General features: G+C 64.2%; 17 protein-coding genes. 4 read left to right on the forward strand and 13 right to left on the reverse strand.

Translation table 11 applies throughout. The features are described from left to right. Positions 1-19 precede the first annotated feature (19 nt). Together J8C05_RS03035 and J8C05_RS03040 are read left to right on the forward strand one after the other, a co-directional pair. The gene (locus J8C05_RS03035; protein WP_211422731.1) at positions 20-751 is read left to right on the forward strand and encodes a 5-oxoproline transporter, DUF969 family subunit; all 732 of its coding nucleotides are present in this window, start codon (positions 20-22) and stop codon (positions 749-751) included. Beyond that, positions 744-1,724: a 5-oxoproline transporter, DUF979 family subunit gene (locus tag J8C05_RS03040; RefSeq protein ID WP_211422732.1), complete on the forward strand. Its 981-nt coding sequence runs from the start codon at positions 744-746 to the stop codon at positions 1,722-1,724. Before J8C05_RS03035 ends, J8C05_RS03040 begins: the two co-directional genes overlap by 8 nt. Here the strand turns inward: J8C05_RS03040 and J8C05_RS03045 are convergent. The 5 genes from J8C05_RS03045 to gcvT form a co-directional block, all read right to left on the reverse strand. Then, the gene (locus J8C05_RS03045; RefSeq protein ID WP_211422733.1) at positions 1,690-2,670 is read right to left on the reverse strand and encodes a 5-oxoprolinase subunit C family protein; all 981 of its coding nucleotides are present in this window, start codon (positions 2,668-2,670) and stop codon (positions 1,690-1,692) included. The genes J8C05_RS03040 and J8C05_RS03045 overlap by 35 nt on opposite strands. Positions 2,671-2,738: 68 nt before the next feature. Beyond that, positions 2,739-3,824 (reverse strand): histidinol-phosphate transaminase, encoded by a 1,086-nt coding sequence (gene hisC / locus J8C05_RS03050; RefSeq protein ID WP_211422734.1) that lies wholly within the window; start codon positions 3,822-3,824, stop codon positions 2,739-2,741. A 7-nt stretch (positions 3,825-3,831) separates the two neighbouring features. Continuing rightward, a complete protein-coding gene (gcvPA, locus tag J8C05_RS03055) occupies positions 3,832-5,175 on the reverse strand; it encodes an aminomethyl-transferring glycine dehydrogenase subunit GcvPA (protein WP_211422735.1) in 1,344 nt (447 codons plus the stop codon). Between the two features lie 90 nt (positions 5,176-5,265). Next, a complete protein-coding gene (gene gcvH / locus J8C05_RS03060) occupies positions 5,266-5,652 on the reverse strand; it encodes a glycine cleavage system protein GcvH (protein ID WP_058866590.1) in 387 nt (128 codons plus the stop codon). A 33-nt stretch (positions 5,653-5,685) separates the two neighbouring features. Beyond that, entirely contained in the window at positions 5,686-6,780 is a 1,095-nt protein-coding gene (gene gcvT, locus J8C05_RS03065; RefSeq protein WP_211422736.1) for a glycine cleavage system aminomethyltransferase GcvT, read from the reverse strand. A 320-nt stretch (positions 6,781-7,100) separates the two neighbouring features. Between gcvT and J8C05_RS03070 the strand changes: the two genes are divergently transcribed. Both J8C05_RS03070 and J8C05_RS03075 read left to right on the forward strand, forming a co-directional pair. Next, positions 7,101-7,334, forward strand: coding sequence for a hypothetical protein (locus J8C05_RS03070; protein ID WP_211422737.1), 234 nt, complete (start codon positions 7,101-7,103; stop codon positions 7,332-7,334). Between the two features lie 37 nt (positions 7,335-7,371). After that, positions 7,372-8,940, forward strand: a complete 1,569-nt coding sequence (locus J8C05_RS03075; protein WP_211422738.1) for a glycosyltransferase family 39 protein — start codon at positions 7,372-7,374, stop codon at positions 8,938-8,940. A 31-nt stretch (positions 8,941-8,971) separates the two neighbouring features. Here the strand turns inward: J8C05_RS03075 and ftsZ are convergent, their stop codons facing one another. The 8 genes from ftsZ to murD all read right to left on the reverse strand — a co-directional run bounded on the left by ftsZ (position 8,972) and on the right by murD (position 18,489). Next, positions 8,972-10,078: a cell division protein FtsZ gene (ftsZ, locus tag J8C05_RS03080; RefSeq protein WP_459543834.1), complete on the reverse strand. Its 1,107-nt coding sequence runs from the start codon at positions 10,076-10,078 to the stop codon at positions 8,972-8,974. Positions 10,079-10,198: 120 nt separating this feature from the next. Then, on the reverse strand, positions 10,199-11,449 hold the full coding sequence (gene ftsA / locus J8C05_RS03085; RefSeq protein WP_211422739.1) for a cell division protein FtsA: 1,251 nt from the start codon (positions 11,447-11,449) through the stop codon (positions 10,199-10,201). Positions 11,450-11,457: 8 nt separating this feature from the next. After that, the gene (locus J8C05_RS03090) at positions 11,458-12,468 is read right to left on the reverse strand and encodes a cell division protein FtsQ/DivIB (protein WP_211422740.1); all 1,011 of its coding nucleotides are present in this window, start codon (positions 12,466-12,468) and stop codon (positions 11,458-11,460) included. 42 nt (positions 12,469-12,510) lie between these two features. Further along, positions 12,511-13,407 (reverse strand): UDP-N-acetylmuramate dehydrogenase, encoded by an 897-nt coding sequence (gene murB / locus J8C05_RS03095; RefSeq protein ID WP_211422741.1) that lies wholly within the window; start codon positions 13,405-13,407, stop codon positions 12,511-12,513. Continuing rightward, positions 13,391-14,758 carry a UDP-N-acetylmuramate--L-alanine ligase gene (murC, locus tag J8C05_RS03100; RefSeq protein ID WP_211422742.1) on the reverse strand — a complete coding sequence of 456 codons (1,368 nt, stop codon included), beginning with the start codon at positions 14,756-14,758 and terminating at the stop codon, positions 13,391-13,393. The genes murB and murC overlap by 17 nt, the downstream gene beginning before the upstream one ends. Before the next feature lie 6 nt (positions 14,759-14,764). Next, positions 14,765-15,841 carry an undecaprenyldiphospho-muramoylpentapeptide beta-N-acetylglucosaminyltransferase gene (gene murG / locus J8C05_RS03105; protein ID WP_211422743.1) on the reverse strand — a complete coding sequence of 359 codons (1,077 nt, stop codon included), beginning with the start codon at positions 15,839-15,841 and terminating at the stop codon, positions 14,765-14,767. Positions 15,842-15,943: 102 nt separating this feature from the next. Next, positions 15,944-17,050 carry a putative lipid II flippase FtsW gene (ftsW, locus tag J8C05_RS03110; RefSeq protein WP_211422744.1) on the reverse strand — a complete coding sequence of 369 codons (1,107 nt, stop codon included), beginning with the start codon at positions 17,048-17,050 and terminating at the stop codon, positions 15,944-15,946. An 11-nt stretch (positions 17,051-17,061) separates the two neighbouring features. Then, positions 17,062-18,489: a UDP-N-acetylmuramoyl-L-alanine--D-glutamate ligase gene (murD, locus tag J8C05_RS03115; protein ID WP_211422745.1), complete on the reverse strand. Its 1,428-nt coding sequence runs from the start codon at positions 18,487-18,489 to the stop codon at positions 17,062-17,064. Positions 18,490-18,491: the final 2 nt, after the last annotated feature.

Raw genomic sequence — 18,491 nt, forward strand, 5'->3', positions numbered from 1 at the left:
TGGGCGGAGAAGTGACCCAATGGAAACCTGGCTTGGCTGGCCGGTCTGGAAACTGCTCGGTGTGGGCGTGCTCGTCGTCGGTCTGGCGCGGCGGTGGCCGACAGGGCCCGTTGTGCTCAGTGCGGGAGGTCTGACGGCATGGCTGGCCGGGATGCCGCTGGTGGGCCATCAGACGCAGCCGGGCATGCTGGATACCCTGGGCAAAGCCTTTGTGGAAAACCGCGTCATCACGCTCTATCTGCTGACGCTGCCGGCGGTCGGTCTGGCCGAACGCATGGGGCTGCACACGACCATGGGGCGTCTGATGGGACGGCTGACGGGCGTTTCCCTGGCGCGGCTGCTCATCGGTTTTCAGATGGCACGGGTGGCGATGGGGGCGTTGGGGCTGCGCCTGCAGGGGCACGTCACCTTCGGGCGGCCGATTGTCGCGCCGATGGCCACGGCCGTGCTGCCCTCGCCGGCCGGTGAGGGCGCAGCCAAAGCCGCGGTCGCGGCAGCCGAAAACTACGGCAACTTTTTCGGCCAGAACCTGTTTCCGGCCTCGGCCGGCTGTCTGCTCGTGGCCGGGGTGATGAAGGGCGCCGGGTATCCGGTGGATGTCGTCCGTCTGGCACTGTACGCGATTCCCATTGTAGCGGTGTCGCTTGGCGTGGCGGCCGTGCAGTTCGTATGGCTGGAGCGGCAGCTTGGGCAACGACCTGACGAGACGGCTGACCACGCCACTGCGCCGCAGGATACCCGCCATGGCTGAGGGAACATCCGTTCTGGCCCGGCTGGTTGGTCATCCGGCCACTCTGGAAGCGGCTTTTGCGCTCATTGGCGCGCTGCTGTGGGGCTACGCCGTACAGATTGCCTGTGACTGTCGCCGCGCCCGGCGGATGCTGGCGGCAGCCTACTGGTTCACGCTGGGGTTGCTGTTTGGGTTTGGCGCGTGGCTTCCGCACTGGGTGGCCGGGTTGCTCGTCGTCGGGCTGGTGGCCGTCGAGGCGGCGGGTGGCGTGCGTACCCAGGCAACCCCGGCCCAGGCAATACCGGCGCCGTCCGGTGAAATTTCTGCTCCGGGCTGGCGCGCACTGTGGCCGGTACTGACGATTCCCACGGTCACGTTCGTGCTGGCCGGCCTGACGGCGCTGGCCGGCGGCGAAGTCGGGCGGGGCGCGGTGGTCGGGCTGGCGCTGGGGGGCCTCGTTGCCGTCGGCGTGGCGCTTGTCGTTGGACGTTTTTCGTGGCCGACGGCGCTGGCCGCCGGACGGCAGTTGACCGAGGACATCGGTCCGCTGCATCTGTTGCCCCAACTGCTGGCATCCCTTGGATTGCTCTTTACGGCGGCCGGCGTGGGAACGCTGCTGGCCGACGGGGTGCAGCGGATCGTGCCGCCGGGCAGCCTGCCAGGGGCGGCCGTCGCCTATTTTCTCGGCATGACGCTCTTTACGGCGCTGGTTGGCAATTCCTTTGCGGCGTTTTCTGTCATCACAACCGGCATCGGTGTCCCGCTGGTCGTCGCACCGTTTGGGCTGGACCCGGCACTGGTGGCCATACTGGGGCTGACGGCCGGCAGTTGCGGCACGCTCTGCACGCCCATGGCGGCCAACTTCAACCTGCTGCCGGTCGGACTCTACGGCCTGCCGGACAACTACGCCGTCATTCGCTGGCAGTGGCGCGTGGCGGCTGTGCTGTGGCCATCCCATCTCATCGTTCTGGGACTGTTCTGGCTGTGCCGGTAAGGGCGACGGCGGTTGCCAGTTGTCTGAGCCGTTGACGTTGCGTAGCTGCGGCGCGCTCGGCTTCCACAATTGTCGTTGGCTGGAAGCGAACGGATTGACCGGGCCGGCGCTGGACGAAATCCGGCAGATCGGCCGTGATGATGTGCGCCACACGCGGATAGCCGCCGATGGTCTGAGCGTCGGCGAGCAACACCACCGGACGGCCATCGGGTGGGAGCTGGATGCTCCCGCAGGCAACGGCCGAAGATACCAGTTCCACAGGGTACGCCAGACGCAGGCGGACGCCTTCCAGCCGCGTCGCCATGCGGTTGGAGTCCGCGCCAATCGTCATGGCTTCATCAAACAGCGCCGCCTGACTGTCCGGGTCAAGGGCGTGGAATTCCGCGCCGGGCAGGACGCGAAGCGGCCGGGTGTCGTCGGTGACGTACTCCGGCCGGGTCCGGTGCGCCAGCGCCAGTCCCGCCGCCGGTGTTGGAAGACCGGGAGACAGCGGAATCTCATCTCCGGCGCGCAGCGGTCGTCCAAGGAGGCCGTCCAGCCCGGCAAAGGGGTTCATGCTGGCGCTGCCCAGCCAGCGGGGCGTATGCAGGCCGCCAGCGACGGCCAGGTAGGCCCAGCGTCCACGGCGGGGTTGACGAAAGGCAAGCTGCTGTCCAGGCTGGACGGCATAACGCTGCCAGTTGGCGAGTGGTCGTCCGTCAAGGGTCGGGGCAAAGTCCGCGCCGCCAATGGCCATGACCGTCGCCTGCTCAAAACGCAGGCGCGGCCCCGGAAAGTGCATTTCCAGCAGGGCCGCTTCCAATGGGTTTCCCAGCAGGATGTTGAGCAGGGAAGCTGCCAGTCCGTCGAGTGCGCCGCTGCGCCCGATGCCCCAGCGTCGTTGCCCACTCCGCCCGGCATCCTGAACCGTGGTGTACAGCCCGGCTTCCAGAACGCGGATACCCATGGCGAAGTTGGAAGTTGGCGGAAATGCCGTGCCCAATGTGCGTCGTCAACCTGTGCCGCCGGCCCGTCTCAGGTGGCGGCTTCCGGGTGAACGGCCTGCAAAGCGGCCAGCAGCGCGTCGTTTTCTTCCGGCGTGCCGATGTTGAACCGGACGTATTCGCTGAGGAGCGGATACCGGCTGACATCCCGGATGAGCACGCCCCGGGCCAGCAGGGCTTCAAACAGGTGCCTGGGTGGAACGTGGGGCGTATGCAGCAGGTGGAAATTCGCCTGACTCGGCAGCAGCCGGAAACGGTCAAAGGACGCCATCGCCGCGCTGACACGCGCCCGTTCGTGGATGATGCGCTCAACGAGCGGCCGCAGCTCGTCAGCATACATTTCGACGGCCACCTGCGCTGCCGCCAGCGAAAAGAAGTTGACGTTGTAGGGCAGTTTGGCTTTGCCCAGTTCAGTCGCCAGTTCGGGCGCCATCAGCCCGTAGCCAATCCGCAGCCCGGCCATGGCCATGGCCTTGGAAAACGTCCGCAGCACAACCAGCCGGGGAAAATCAGACAGCAGCGGGACGAAGTTCTGCTGACAGAACTCATGGTAGGCCTCGTCCACGACGACGAAGCCATCAAAGTCCGTCAGGAAGGCGCGCAGCGCCGGCTCGTCAACGGTGACGCCGGTCGGATTGTTGGGCGAGCAGAGGATCACGGCCACGGCGCACGTCCGGTGGGCGGCTTCCAGCATGGCCGGGATGTCGTAGCTGAAGTCGGCGCGTGGCGGGACGTTGACCACCGTGCCGCCCAGAACTTCAACCATCAGACGGTAAACGGTGAACGTCGGCTCACTGAGGACGACCGGCGTTCCAGGAGCAACGAGGATCGTCAGCAGCGCCTGGATGATTTCATTGGAGCCATTGCCGACCACGACGCCATCCGCCCGCCAGCCGGCGAACCGGGCCAGTGCGGTTTGCAGTTCGGTGGGAACAAAGTCGGGATACCGCGCCCAGTCCCGCCCGGCAACCCGGCGGAGGGTTTCCGCCACGATGGCCGGGGGGATGCCAAACGGGTTTTCGTTCTGGTTGAGCTTGATGGGCACGCGGTGCGGCGTCAGGGTGTAGGCCTGAAGCCGCCGCACCGAGGGTTTGATGAGGTCGTCGAACGTCCGCATAGGCGTTTCAGCCACCGCAGACCTGCGCCAGCCGGGCGGCAAACGCATCCATGGCCGCGCGCGAGGTGTTTTCCGTGGCGCAAACGAGCAACTCGTGTGTACGCTCCGGGAAATAGCGCGACAACGGCAACCCGGCCAGGATGTCGTCTTCCAGCAGCGTTTCCACGAGTTGCGCGGCCGGCAGGGGCGTTCGGATGACGAATTCGTTGAAGACCGGCGCACGGTAGGTCAGGGTGATGCCGGGGATGGCCGTGAGAACGCCTTTCAGATAAGCGGCCTTCTGAAGGTTGCGCTGGGCCAGTTCCTGCAGACCGCGCCGGCCGACCGTTGCCAGAAAGATGCTGGCGACGAGCGCGCACAGACCTTCGTTGCTGCAAATGTTCGAGGTGGCTTTTTCGCGCCGGATGTGCTGCTCGCGGGTGGCAAGGGTGATGACAAAGCCCCGGCGCCCTTCGGCATCATAGGCCTGACCGATCAGGCGGCCCGGCATCTGGCGGGCGAAGCGTTCGTGGGTGGCGAAAAAGCCCAGGTGCGGCCCCCCAAAGGCCGGTGGCACGCCGAAAGACTGTCCTTCGCCCACGACGATGTCCGCGCCGACCGTGCCGGGCGCGACGAGCAGCCCCAACGACATGGCTTCCGCCACCGTGACAACCGTCAGCGCCTTGTGTTTCTGGGCCGCTGCTGCCAGTGGCGCGGGGTCTTCAATACAGCCGAAAAAGTTGGGCGACTGCACGGCAACACAGGCCGTAGCATCATTGACGAGCGCCTCGACGGGCAGCGTCGTTCCGGCTTCGGAGAGCGGCGCCAGGACGAGTTCGATCCCCGCCCGCCGGGCGTAGGTCTCACACACCGCCCGGTATTCCGGGTGGATGCCTTCCGACAGCACGACCCGGTAGCGGTTCGTCAGGCGCGCCGCCATCAGCAACGCTTCAGCCAGCGCCGTGGCCCCGTCGTACATCGAGGCGTTGGAGACTTCCATCCCGGTCAGTTGGCAGATGAACGTCTGGTACTCGAAGATGGCCTGGAGCGTGCCCTGGTTGATTTCCGGCTGATACGGCGTGTAGCTCGTGTAGAACTCCGACCGCGACACCAGGGTGTCAATGATGAGGGGGCGCACGTGGTCATAGACCCCGGCGCCCAGAAAGGAATGCTGTGGCAGGCGATTCTGCCCGGCCAGGGATTCCATCAGTTGCATCAGCTCCGCTTCACTGGCCATCGGCGGCAGGTTCAGCGGGCGCTGAAGGCGGAGGTCTTCGGGAATGCCCCGGAACAGTTCGGCAATGCTGGAGACGCCCATCGAGGCCAGCATGTCCGCCTGCTCATCGGGCGTCGCGTTCGGGATGTAGCGCATGATTTTGAACCGCTTTGGGGGCAGCCTTGGGATCAGCCCCGACTTGCGCCGACCGACCGGAGTGGGTTCATCCGGTCGGGTCGGCGAAGGTCATTTTTCGTTGATGAAGTCTTCGTATTCGGCGGCGCTCAGCAGGGCATCCACTTCGCCGGGGTTGGAGAGCCTGATGACGATCATCCAGCCTTCGTCGTAGGGTGAGGTGTTGACCAGTTCGGGCGCATCGGCCAGTTTGGTGTTGACTTCGATGACTTCACCGGAAACCGGGGAAAACAGCTCGCTGACAGCCTTGACCGACTCAACCGAGCCAAAGGGTTCATTGGCTTTGACCGTCGTGCCGACCTTTGGCAAATCCACATACACGACATCACCCAGCGAGTCCTGGGCGTAGAAGGTGATGCCCACGCGCCCGGTATCGCCTGTGATACGGATCCACTCGTGGTCCTTGGTGTACTGCAATTCGTCGGGATAGTTCGCCATGAAAATCCTCGCCAAAGTGTGTAGTGCGCCTCGCTATCCGGGACGCTTGTAGAAAGGGGTTGGGACGATGCGGCAGGGGACTTCGCGCCCGCGCACAATGGCAAACACTTGCGTCCCCACCGCCGTCTTGTCAATTGGAAGATACGCCAGTCCGATGTTTTTCCTGAGAAAGGGCGACGGGCTGCCCGAAGTGACGCGCCCGACTTCCTGCCCGTCGGCCACCAGCGGGTAGCCGTCGCGTACCGGCACGCGGTCTTCCACCTCGAAGCCGACCAGCTTGCGGGTCAGTCCGGCTGCCTGTTGCCGCAGCAGGGCATCGCGTCCGAGAAAGTCACCCTTGGAGAGTTTGCATATCCATCCCAGATCGGCTTCCAGCGGCGTGGTCGTGTCGTCAATTTCGTGACCGTAGAGGGCCATTCTGGCTTCGAGCCGCAGCGTGTTGCGGGCGCCAAGGCCGCAGGGCACCGGATTGCCGGCTTCGGTCAGCGCCTTCCACAGCCGCTCCGCATCGGTCGGCGCGCAGTAGATTTCGACGCCATCTTCGCCCGTGTAGCCGGTGCGCGCCACGAGCGCCGTGATGCCAGCGATGACGACATCGCGCCGGAACCGGTAGTAGCCCAGACCGGTGATGTCCTCCACCGTGAGGCTTTGCACCAGCGCCACGGCGCGGGGGCCCTGGACGGCCAGTTGGGCGTATTCGTGGCTGACATCGCGAATGTCAACCTCGAAGCCCGCTGCGTGTCCGCGCAGCCATTCCGCGTCTTTGGCTGTGTTGGCCGCATTGACGCAGAGAAAGTAGCTGTCTTCCGCCAGGCGGTGCACCAGAATGTCATCCACAAAACCGCCACGTTCGTTGAGCAGCCCGGAGTACTGGGCCTGTCCGTCCACAAGGCGCGCCGCGTCATTGCAGGTCACATACTGCACGAAGCGCAGGGCATCGCGTCCCTGGATGAGGATTTCCCCCATGTGACTGACATCGAAGATGCCCACCGCTGTACGTACGGCCAGGTGCTCGGCCACCAGCCCGCCGTATTCAACCGGCATGGTCCACCCGGCAAAGGGCACCATTTTCGCCCCCAGCGCGCGATGTATGGCATCGAGTGGTGACTGGCGGAGTTCGGCGGACATGCGTGAAAAAGCCTTGAAAACCGGAAGGATGCTGACGCTGCAAGGGCAGGGACGCTACCATCGCCATGGGGGAGGGTCAAGACGGCCCGGCCGCTGCTGATAACGCCCTGGCTGCCGGCCGGGCCCTTGCCAGTCTGACCGGTGCGGCCTACGATACCTGACGGCTGATTGAGCCAGTCGCCATCTTTTGCAGTTTATGGAGGATGACTGCCATTCGCACGCGACCTGTCCTATCGCCTCATTCCACGTCCTGACGCCCGGTAGTTTCCTCACGACCACCGTGGCGTCGGCCAACGATGTTCGCCAGGAGGAAACTCACCATGACTGACAAGCCCATTCTTGAGCCGTCTGTCGCCGATTCATCACAAGCGCCCCTTTCACCTGCCACCAGGTTGGCGCAACATCTGGTCCGGCGTGACCGATCCTCTTCTCCAACCTTCCAACCCAACATGTTCGAGGACGACCTGGTCTCGGCGCTGGCCGTGGCGAGGGAGAACGTCCGCGCCCGCCAGGTCTTCGACTGGGAGCGCGTCCGCCGGCAATGCGCCGTCTAGCTCCAGCCCGGCCTCCAGCCGGGCCAGCCATCGCCCGGTGTGGTTCATCGCACCGGGTTCGGTCCTCATCGGTGGGCTGACCCTGGCGTGGGTTTATGCCCACGGTTGGACAAATCTGTATGGCGACGGCCAGGCCCACCTGGCCATTGCCCGCAAGCTGGTGGATGTCCCGCCGGGAACGACCTGGTGGGAACGCTACATGCAACTGGGCAGCCCGTGGCTTCCGCTGCCGCATGTGCTGGCTGCACCGCTGACCCTTTCCGATACCCTCTGGCGCACCGGGCTGGCCGGCAGCCTCATTTCCTGCCTCGCCTTTGTGGCTGCGGCAACGGTGGTGTTTCAGCTTGCGGCGGCGCTGACCCGCTCGCTGCCGTCCGCGCTGGTGGCGTGGCTGGCTTTTGCGCTCAACCCTTCGCTGCTCTACATCCAGACCACACCGCTGACCGAGCCGCTGTTTCTCGCCACCTGGCTGGGCAGCGCATGGTGGATGCACGACTGGACGCAGCACGGTCGGCGTGATCGTCTTGTCCTGGCGGCGCTCTGTGCCCTGGGTGCGCTTCTGACCCGCTATGAGGGTTGGATTCTGCTTCCAGCCGGTATGCTCTGGGTGCTCTGGTCTTCCCCCCGCCGTGGATGGGCGCGTCTGGCCGATGTGGGACTGTGGACGGGTATCGTGGGCGCGGGCGTGGGGTACTGGCTCTGGCACAACTGGGCCATCTACGGGCGGCCGCTGGAGTTTCTCGAAGGAACCTACTCGGCGCGGGGCTACTTTGCGCGCCACCGGGATGAACTGAGTTACCTGAGCTTCGTGGTCGGGCAGCCGCTTTATGCCGGCCTTGTGTTGGCGGTAACCGTCGTCATCTGCGCCACGCCGGCCACGACACTGCTCGGCCTGCTGGGTCTGGCCGGACAGTCCGTGACGGCCTTTCGCGCCCGTTGGCTTGATATGCCAACGCTGGCGGTTCTGGGGTGGCTCTGGCTGCCGCCGCTCTTTACCGGCTACAGCCTGTATTCCGGCAACATCCAGATCTATCCGCTGTTTTTGAACAACCGCTATGGACTGGCGGCGCTGCCGGCGCTGGCCGTTGGTATCGGGTTGGGTGTGGCCTGCCTGCACGCCCGCTTCCCAAAGCAGCCGGTCTGGGTGGCCGTTGGTATGGGGCTGGTGTGTGTCGGGCAATCGCTGTGGTGGCTGCGGGATGGCGTCTATCAGCTCGCCGTCTTTCAGGAAGCCTACCGGGCGCAGTTTGCGCCGCTTGGGTGTGAGCGCCGGGCGCTGGCGCAGTTTCTCCAGTCTGATCCAGCCCTACAGTCTCTGAAAAGGCGACAAGCGGGCGTCTGTGTCGCCCTATTTGCTGGTGAGCTGTCTGCTGTTATCGCCCAGGGCGGATTGTCTTACGCCCACATCCTGCACGAGGGGCGTGCGGAGTGGCACAGCCTGGAAACGTCCATTCCATCCACGGTGACATGGCTGGTGGTTGGGCGCGGGGATGAGCTGGAGCGAAAGCTTCAGCAGCGTCCGGCCGGGTATGAAGAATTCACTCCGGTGTGGGTTTCGGAGCAGGGTACCTTCCGCGTCCTGTCCCGGAACCGGCCCGCGCCGTAAGCCTCAACGGCGCAGGCCGGTTTCCAGAAGGCTATTCGGATTTCCGGCGCAAAAAGGTTGGTGCGTCAAGGTCCGCTTCGGCGGCAGGCGCCACCCGTTCGGAGGCCGGCGCAATGCGCCCGAACGAAGGCACGGAAACCACGTTGCCGGCCACCACGGTAGTCGCCGGTGGCTGGTTGGCCGCCTGGGCGGCCTGGTCGAATCCGGTCGCAATGACCGTAATCTTCATCTCATCCTGCATCCGTTCGTCAATGACCGCACCGAAGATGATGTTGGCTTCCGGGTGCGCCGCTTTCTGGATGATGGAGGTCGCTTCGTTGACTTCGTGGAGGGTGAGGTTGCTGCCACCGGTGACGTTGACCAGTACCCCGTGGGCCCCTTCGATGGAGGCTTCTTCAAGCAACGGGCTGGCAATGGCGGCATTGGTGGCCTGAATGGCGCGATTTTCGCCGGAGGCCTGTCCCGTGCCCATCAGGGCAATGCCGGAGCCGCGCATGATGGTGCGCACGTCGGCAAAGTCGAGGTTGATCATGCCCGGCACCGTGATGAGGTCGGAAATGCCCTGCACGGCCTGGCGCAGCACGTCATCTGCCATGCGGAAGGAATCCGCCAGCGAGGTATTGCGATCAACGGTCGTCAACAGGCGGTCATTGGGAATGGTGATGATCGTGTCCACGCACTCGTGAAGTTCGCGGATGCCTTTTTCGGCGTTCTGCATCCGGCGGCGGCCTTCAAACCCGAAGGGCTTGGTGACGACGGCCACGGTCAGAATCTCCAGTTCGCTGGCCAGTCCGGCCACAATGGGCGCGGCGCCGGTGCCCGTGCCGCCACCCATGCCGGCCGTGATGAACACCATATCCGCGCCTTCGAGCGCATCAATGATTTTTTCCGTGTCTTCCAGGGCAGCCTCCCGGCCCACTTCCGGGTCGGCGCCTGCCCCCAGGCCGCGGGTCCGCCTGCTGCCAATCTGAATCTTGACCGGGGCTTTCGACATGCTGAGGGCTTGCAGATCGGTATTGACCACCAAAAAGGAGATGCCTTCGATACCGGACTCAATCATGCGGTTGACGGCATTGCCGCCGCCGCCGCCCACGCCAATGACCTTGATGTTTGCGCCTTTTGAGATGGTATTTTCCACGAATTCAAACCTCACTGGGGGTGGACTCGATGACCGCTTGTTCTCTGCTCCCATGGGATAAGTGCCTCCTGCCCGTAACCTGGATCGGGAACCGTCTTCCTGGTAAAGAAAATACTATATTCAGCGCGCCGAATTCGGCGAAGAAAAGAAACTTTTTATTCCTGCCAGCCAGTGGCGCCAGCTTGTTTCCCGCTGTCGCAAATGGTGGTTGGCGCGTGGACGAATGCTCGAAAGAATAAGACCGATAGCCGTTGCCCATTCAGGGTGGCTGAGTTCTTCACTGATACCGTCCAGCCCGGCTGGAGTGCCTATCCGAACCGGAAGATCAAGCATCCGCTCGGCCAGTTCGGGAATTCCGGACAAGAGACTGCCACCGCCGGTCAGAACCAATCCGCTGGACAATTTTTTCTCGAAACCCGCCTTCTGAAGGTTCTCCTGGATTTCCTTGAAAATCTCCTCTGCCCGTGGCTGAAGCATCTCGCAGAGCACCTGACGCGAGAGCATCCGTGAACGTCCGCCGGACGCAGTAACGGCAAGTTGTTCCTGTCGCTCGTTGGGGTGTAGAAGCGGAGAGAAAACGCATCCAAAAGACTGTTTGATGCGCTCGGCTTCAGGAACGGATGAACGAAGCCCAACCGCAATATCGTTGGTGAAATGCGTGCCCCCAATACCGAACATCGCCGTGTGGCGCACCGCCCCGCGTTGGAACACTGCAAGGCTGGTGATTTCACCGCCAATATCAACGATGGCCGTCCCATATTCACGTTCTTCTTCGGTAAGGGTGGCTGTCGCAGCCGCAAGGGAACCAAGGGTGAGGTCTTCGACAATGATACCCAGCCGGTTGGCGCTTGTCACGATGTTTTGCGATGCCGTGACCGGCGAAGTCACGATATGTACGGTAACTTCGAGCCGCATCCCCAACATACCGAGGGGGTCGCCGATCCCGTCCTGTTCGTCCACGACGAATTCCTGGGGCAGGACCTCGACAATCCCCCGGTCGGCCGGCAGGTTGACGGCGCTGGCCTGTTCGATGACCCGCTGGATGTCCGTGGCCGTAATCTGCCGGTTGCGGTTGGACACGGCCACCACGCCGTGTCCGTTGAGACTCCGCACATGAAGCCCCGACAGGCTGGCGCGGAGCGTGTCAATGCCAAAGCCAACCATCCTTTCGGCTTCCGTCAGGCACTGGCGGATGGTTTCCTCGGCCTGCTCGATGCTGACCACAACCCCCTTGCGGATGCCCTTCGAGGGGACATCGCCATAGCCGGCCACCGTCCAGCGCGCCCGATCCGGCACCGGTGTGGCAATAACCAGACGGGTACGGGTCGAGCCAAGGTCAAGGCTGGCCAGGTAGGGGGTGGCGCGTGCCATGTTGGGTGCTACCTCCGCGCTGCCGAACCCGTTGGGCGGGGTGTGGATTGGGGGGGGGCTTTCGGGGGGGGCGTGGACTTGTTGCCGCCAGCCGTCGCGCGCGCGGGGGGCGCGGGCAGGCGCTCGTCAAACTCCAGATTGACCTGTCTGGCGCTCACCATGTTCACTGTCTTGAGATAGGGCGCTTTCTCGAAGATGCGCGGGTCGGAGAAGCGCATGCGTTCGAGAATGGAGGTGTCGCGGCGCTGAAGCGCATCCACGATTTCACATGCATGGAGCAGCCGTTCCCGGAAGTCCTCCCGGCCCAGTCCGACGACAATGCGGCTGTTGCGAAGCTGAACGCGCACGTCCTGAAGACGGGACAGATCAATGGATTCGATACGTTCGGAAAGGCGTGGCTCAGCCGCATCAAGCGCCCAGGTGAGGTTGCGGTACAGTTGCAGGCGCTCGCGGTTTTCACGGCGTCCGGCCGCATCGCGGTCCGACGCAAAGCCAACGGCCAAGGTCGGCGGCTCGCCATCCGTGTCGGGGTCATAAACCGTAATGACCACACCTTCTTCATCGAGCCAGACAAGACCGCTCCGCTCGGCCATCTGCGCGAGAACGAACGGTTTGCGCTCTTCAATCACCACCCGCAGGGTGTCCGGCAGAATGCGTACGATCCGGGCCTGCCGCACCCGGGGCAGGCTTTCCAGGTTCTGCCGCAGCGTCGGGAGCGAGACCGTCAGCAGGGAGCCGGTGGACTGCTGGCGGACGAGGCGCTCGATGTCCTCCGCAACCGGCGGCTGACAGCCGGTGACTTCCACCTGACGCAGCAGAAACAGCGATGACCGCGTCATGGCCAGCCCAAGGCTGCTCAGCCCAACCAGCAGCACAACCCAGAGGATGCCGGTCCGCCAGGCATAAAGTTGCTCCCATACCGCTCCCTGCCGCGTGCGCGGGATACGGATGGCCGCCGCCTCGCGCGTCTGTTCACGACGGGAAGGTAGGACCTGGCGGGTTGTGCGTTTATGAGCCACCGACACGTTACGACTCCTGACGGCTTCAATCCGGGAACGTCCTTACTCCCAGACTTCGACTTCCATATCGAGTTCAATGCCACGTGCTTCGCGTACACGTGACCGAATCCGCTCAATGAGGGCAAAGACATCGGCTGCCCGTGCTGACCCGTTCGTGACAATGAAGTTGGCATGGAGGGGGGAAATGGTTGCCCCGCCAATGGTTTCACCTTTCATGCCAAGTTCGTCAATGATGCGCCCGGTGGCCAGCCCCGGCCCCGGATTTTTGAAAATGCAACCGGCGCTGTTGTCCCTGACCGGTTGCGTCGCTGCCCGGTGGCGACGGTACTCCGCAATTTCGGCCCGGCTGGCCTCCGGGTTGCCGGGCCGGAGTTGAAGTGTCGTCCCCAGAATCAGGTCCCGTTCGGTAAATGGAGAGTGACGGTAGGCAAAATCCAGCGTCTCGCGTGGCAGCGTCACGACGTGCCCATCGCGGGCGACATCCACCGAGACGATGACATCGGCAATTTCATAGCCATGCGAGCCGGCGTTCATCTTCACGGCGCCACCAACGCTGCCAGGAATCGGCGCCAGCCCTTCGATCCCGGACAATCCCCGGTCGGCACACTGGTTGACGAGCCGGGGCAGGCTGTAACCGGCCGGCGCTTTGACCTGACAGCCCTCAAACACCACGGGCGCTTTGAGTTGCCGCAGGCTGATGGCAACGCGGTCGAGCGGCCCATCCGCCACCAGGAGATTGGTGCCGTAGCCCAGCGGACTCCAGCGCAAACCGTGTTCTTCCAGCCTGGCCACCAGGGCGGCCGCTTTTTCCGGCGTGTCGGGAAAAGCCACACAGGCGATTTCCCCACCCGTGCGCAGTGAAGTCAGGTGGCGCATCGGCTGGTGAAAGCGGGCCGCGACATCGAGTTCAGCACAGATTTCCTCAACAGACCTGGGCATCCTGCAAAAACCTTTCACCAAGCTGCCAGACATTGCCTGCCCCTACGGTCAACAGCACATCGCCGGGGCGAAGTTGCGCTGTGACGGCCGGCAGAGCCGCGTCGAGCGCACCAACGGCCTGCACGGCGGGATGTCCCGCCGCATGTACCGCCGCCGCCAGCGCCGCCGATGTCACTCCGGGCAGGGGCGTTTCGCCCGCCGGGTAAATATCCACGATACAAACCACATCCGCCTCCCGCAGCACCGTTACGAACTCAGCAAACAGATGCTGTGTCCGCGTGTAGCGGTGCGGCTGAAACACCAGGATGATCCGGCGTCCGGCGCTGCGCGCTGCATCAAGTACGGCGGCAATCTCAACCGGGTGGTGGCCGTAATCGTCAATGACGAGAACATTATTCCTTTCCCCGCGAATTTGGAACCGTCTGGAAACATTTTCAAACATTTCCAGACCCGTTTGTACATCTTTGAAGTCTAAACCAAGTTCCAGTCCAGCGGCGATAGCCGCCAGCGCGTTGTAGATGCTGTGCCGGCCCGGCACGCGCAGCCGGACCGGGCCCAGACAAGCCGGCCCGCGCCAGACCGTAAAGCGCCAGCCGAAGGGCTTTTGGGGAACAATGTCTGCCGCCCGAATCTGGGCTTCCGCCGCCTGGATGCCGTACAGCGTACAGCGCCGGGTCAGCCGGGGCAGCAGCGCCTGCACGCCGGCATCGTCAGCGCAGGCAATGACCACGCCTGTTTCAGGTACGCCCTCGGCAAAGCGTACGAAGTGGTCCAGGATGGCGTCGAAATCACCGTAGAAGTCGAGATGGTCACGGTCCACATTGGTGATGATCGCCAGGGTGCGCGGCAGCTTGAGAAACGAGCCATCGCTTTCGTCGGCTTCGGCGACAAAGTGCGGCCCCGTTCCAACCCTTGCCCCACTGCCAAGGTCGGGAAAAGCCGCGCCAATGACGGCCGTCGGGTCATGTCCGGCCGCGCGCAGTACCGTGGCAACCATGGCGCTGGTCGTCGTCTTGCCGTGCGCACCGGCGACAGCCACGGCCACCCTGCCCGCCATGAGTTCAGCCAGCATCTCCGCCCGGTGCACAATGGGGATGCCCCGGGCCTGGGCTGCCAGCCGCTCCGGGTTGTCGGCTTTGACGGCGGTGGAAACGACAACCCGCCGGGCAGCGCCGAGCTGGTGCGGTGCGTGCCCGATGAAAACCTGCACCCCCAGCGCCTGCAGACGGGCGGTTACTGCCGAGGCAGCCAGGTCGGACCCGGAAACCTGCCAGCCGCGCCGGAGGGCGACTTCGGCAATCCCGCTCATGCCGCTGCCCCCAATGCCGATGAAGTGCAAGTGCTCGTCCATGACACCTCATCTTGTGCGATGCAGAATCTGGAACGCAACATCTACGGTGCGTTCGGCTGCGTGTGGTCGCGCCAGCGCCCGGCTGGCGGCTTCCATCCGGGCCAGCCGCGCCGGGTCGGACAGCAGCTCCAGAATCGTCCGGGCCAGTTTTTCGCCTGTCAGTTCGGCCTGTACGATCATCTCTCCGGCGCCGGCGCGGACAAACGCTTCGGCATTCCGGCGCTGGTGATCGTCGGCAGCCTGGGGGAAGGGAATAAAGATGGCCGCGCGCCCGGCAGCGGCCACCTCGGCGATGGTGGCGGCTCCGGCGCGGCAGACAAGCACATCGGCGGCGGCCATGGCTTCGGCCATGGCGTGGATGAAAGGCTGTACGTCGGCCTGCACACCGGCTGCCGCATAGGCGGCACGTACCATTTCGACATCGCGCTCGCCCGTCTGGTGGACAATCCGCAAACCGGGATGCGTTGCCAGCCGGGGCGCGGCTTCCGCCATGGCGCGGTTGATGGCCTGCGCCCCCTGGCTGCCGCCAAACACCAGCACGTGCCGGCGCGGAGCCTCGGCCGGGCGGGGCGGAATCTGCTCAAACTCGGCGCGTACCGGCGTCCCGGTCAGGACGGCCCTGGCCCCGAAGTACGCGGCGGTTTCCTGGTAAGACACGGCGGCGGCGGTGACGAAGCGGGCGAGTATCCGGTTGGTGAGACCGGGCAGGACATTGACTTCGACGGCCAGGGTCGGGACACCCCGCATGATCGCCGCCAGCATCGCCAGCCCGGAGGCATAGCCGCCGACTCCGATGGCAATATCCGGCTTGAAACGCCCGATGAGTTGCCAGGCTTTCCAGAAGCCGACGGGCAATACGGCCAGACTCTGGAAACGGCGCTGCCAGGAAACGTTGTTGAGTGCGCCGGAGGGGATGAACGTCAGCTCGAAACCAGCCGCCGGGACGAGTTTCTTTTCCAGCCCGCGTTCTGTCCCCACGAAATGGACTTCCGTGGTGGCATCACGTTGCCGGAACGCCTGGGCAATGGCAATGCCGGGGAAAATGTGTCCGCCGGTGCCGCCGGCCGCCATCAGGACACGCACGCTGCACGCCTCTTGTCTCTCAAAAATTCGCCCTGGCTGTGGCCGGGTACGGCTTTCGATCCGTTTGCCAACCGTGGCCGTTTGCCAACCGTGGACGCGGTTTCACGTGCGCCGCGACACACTCAGCAGCCAGCCGACCGCCAGCAGGCTCATCATCATCGAACTGCCGCCGTAGCTGATGAAGGGTAGCGGAATCCCCTTGGCCGGTACCAGACTCAACACGACGCTCAGATTGAACAGCGCCTGCCCCACGAGCAGAACGGTGATCCCGGTCGCCAGGAGCTTGCCAAAGTCGTCCGGGGCCAGAAAGGCTGCGCGCAGGCCGCGAAAGGCCAGAATGCCGAACAGCCCGACAACCATGAGACTGCCAATGAGACCGACTTCTTCAGCAATGACGGAAAAGATGAAGTCCGTATGCGCTTCCGGCAGGTAAAACAGCTTTTGCCGGCTTTGGGCAAAACCGACGCCCGACACACCGCCACTGCCGACGGCCATCAACGACTGCACAATCTGGAAACCTTCTTCCCTGGGGGCTTTCCATGGGTCAAGAAAAGCCAGCAGCCGGGCGCGGCGGTATGGCTCCTTGAGCAGGGCATAGAGTAACAGCGGTGAGCAGAGCAGCCCGGCCAGCGCCGGGTAGCGGAGCGGCACGCCGGCCACGACAAGCACTGCGGCGGCCGTCCCGCCCATCATCAGAATCGTTCCCAAGTCCCGCCCCAGAAAAACCAGCCCCATCAGCAGCCCCACGACGAGGCCGACCGGGAGCAGCACCTGTCGCGGATCACGGCGCGCCGGTGCGTCTTTCCGACTCAGGAAATAGGCCAGAAAGAGCACCATCGCGAGCTTGGCCAGCTCGGAGGGCTGAAACATCAGCCCCGGCAGACGAATGAAGCGGTGGGTGCCCCGGACCGGGGGCAGGAGCAGGACGAGCACCAGAAGAGCAACCGTGACGCCCAGCAGCCCATACACCACCCACGGCCGTTCGAGGCGTGCGTAGCCAAGCCACAGGCTGCCGAGCAGCAGCCCCGCTCCCAGCAGGGCGGCCAGTGCCTGGCGCAGGACGAAGTGAAATTGCGTCTGGTAGGTTTCATGCGCCAGGGTTGCCGAGGCGCTATAGACCATGACGAGACCGAACATCACCAGCGCAATCGTCGTGACGAACAGCCATGGGTCCACAAACGTCACCAGGTTGCGCGAAACAGGCACCACGGTGGAAATAGTCAATCTGGGCTGCATGACGCCTCACGCTGCACATCGGAAATCAACCCCTTGACTGTTGCCTTGAAAACCCGTCCCCGGTGCTCGAAGTTATCAAACATATCGAAACTGGCACAGGCCGGCGCAAGCAGAACCACGTCGCCGGGCCGGGCACGCCGGGCCAGACTGTGAACGGCCTCTTCCAGACTGGCATGGCGCGTGATGGGTTGGTGCAGCCGTCCGGCAAAGGTGGCGGCAATTTTTTCGGCGGCCGCGCCGATGAGCGCCACCGAAACCGCCCGTGGTGCCAGGGCGTCCACGAGCGGAGCAAAGTCGCTGTTTTTGTCCAGGCCGCCAAGAATGACGTGCAGCCCGGACGGAAAAGCCTCGATGGACACCTGGGCCGCTGCCACATTCGTGGCCTTGGAGTCGTTGAAGTACCGGACTCCGCCAACTTCCGCCACAAACTCCAGCCGGTGTTCCAGCCCGCGAAAGTCCCGGATGGTTGTCCGGGCGGTTTCCGGCGCGACGCCAGCGGCAAGGGCGACAGCCAGGCTGGCCAGGATGTTTTCCATATTGTGCCGGCCCGGCAGAGGCAGGTCGGCGCGGTGAAGCAGCACCCGTTCGGCCTGCCGGGTACGGCACACCAGATCGTTTCCACGCAGAAAAAGCCCTTCTTCCAGTTCCCGCTGGGCTGAAAAGAGCGTCACCGGCGCACCCTGGGTCGCAAGCTGCGCCTGGGCACGGGGGGTCGTCGGGTCGTCGGCATTGAGTACGGCCAAGGTTTCACCGTCAAACCGGCGAAACATGTTGAGTTTGGCGGCCACGTAGTTTTCAAACGTGCCGTGGCGGTCAAGATGATCGGGGGTGATGTTGAGCAGGACGCCAATGTGCGGGCGAAAGGTGACGACGGTTTCAAGCTGGAAACTGCTGCATTCGAGTACCGTCCAGCCGTCGTCGCGTGAGGTCTCCACCAGCGAGACGGCCGCCACACCGATGTTGCCGCCAACCTGGGTCGGCAGCCCGCCGTCCGCGAGCAGGTGCCCGATGAGCGTCGTCGTCGTGCTTTTGCCGTTGCTGCCCGTAATGGCGACGATGCGCCCGCGCAGGTGGCGGAAGGCCAGTTCGATTTCGCCAATGATGGGCACACCGGCTTCCCGCGCCGGCTGAAGCGCCGCCAGCGTCGGAGGGACACCAGGGCTGAGCACAATTTCATCGGCGGCACGCAGGGTTTCCGGGCGATGTGCTCCGGCTTCAATGGCAATGCCTTCCGATGGGAGTTGGATGACTTCCGGCGGCAGCTTTTCAGCCGGGCGCTGGTCGGTGAGGGTCACTTGCGCGCCGCGCGCCGCCAGAAACCGCGCCGCGCCGATGCCACTGATGCCAGCGCCGACCACGACGAGGTGACGGCCGGCATAGCTCTGGTTGTTCGTGTTGTCGAAGGCAGGCATCG

Origin of the sequence: Chloracidobacterium sp. N (assembly GCF_018304765.1) — a bacterium.
GTDB classification, from domain to species: domain Bacteria; phylum Acidobacteriota; class Blastocatellia; order Chloracidobacteriales; family Chloracidobacteriaceae; genus Chloracidobacterium; species Chloracidobacterium aggregatum.

Bases quoted from the DNA above. Each gene is read 5' to 3' on its own strand.
- ftsA (WP_211422739.1), bottom strand. From the start codon at position 11,449: ATGGCACGCGCCACCCCCTACCTGGCCAGCCTTGACCTTGGCTCGACC.
- J8C05_RS03045 (WP_211422733.1), bottom strand. From the start codon at position 2,670: ATGGGTATCCGCGTTCTGGAAGCCGGGCTGTACACCACGGTTCAGGAT.
- gcvT (WP_211422736.1), bottom strand. From the start codon at position 6,780: ATGTCCGCCGAACTCCGCCAGTCACCACTCGATGCCATACATCGCGCG.
- J8C05_RS03035 (WP_211422731.1), top strand. From the start codon at position 20: ATGGAAACCTGGCTTGGCTGGCCGGTCTGGAAACTGCTCGGTGTGGGC.
- gcvH (WP_058866590.1), bottom strand. From the start codon at position 5,652: ATGGCGAACTATCCCGACGAATTGCAGTACACCAAGGACCACGAGTGG.
- J8C05_RS03040 (WP_211422732.1), top strand. From the start codon at position 744: ATGGCTGAGGGAACATCCGTTCTGGCCCGGCTGGTTGGTCATCCGGCC.
- murD (WP_211422745.1), bottom strand. From the start codon at position 18,489: ATGCCTGCCTTCGACAACACGAACAACCAGAGCTATGCCGGCCGTCAC.
- murB (WP_211422741.1), bottom strand. From the start codon at position 13,407: ATGCCCAGGTCTGTTGAGGAAATCTGTGCTGAACTCGATGTCGCGGCC.
- hisC (WP_211422734.1), bottom strand. From the start codon at position 3,824: ATGCGGACGTTCGACGACCTCATCAAACCCTCGGTGCGGCGGCTTCAG.
- murC (WP_211422742.1), bottom strand. From the start codon at position 14,758: ATGGACGAGCACTTGCACTTCATCGGCATTGGGGGCAGCGGCATGAGC.
- J8C05_RS03070 (WP_211422737.1), top strand. From the start codon at position 7,101: ATGACTGACAAGCCCATTCTTGAGCCGTCTGTCGCCGATTCATCACAA.
- gcvPA (WP_211422735.1), bottom strand. From the start codon at position 5,175: ATGCGCTACATCCCGAACGCGACGCCCGATGAGCAGGCGGACATGCTG.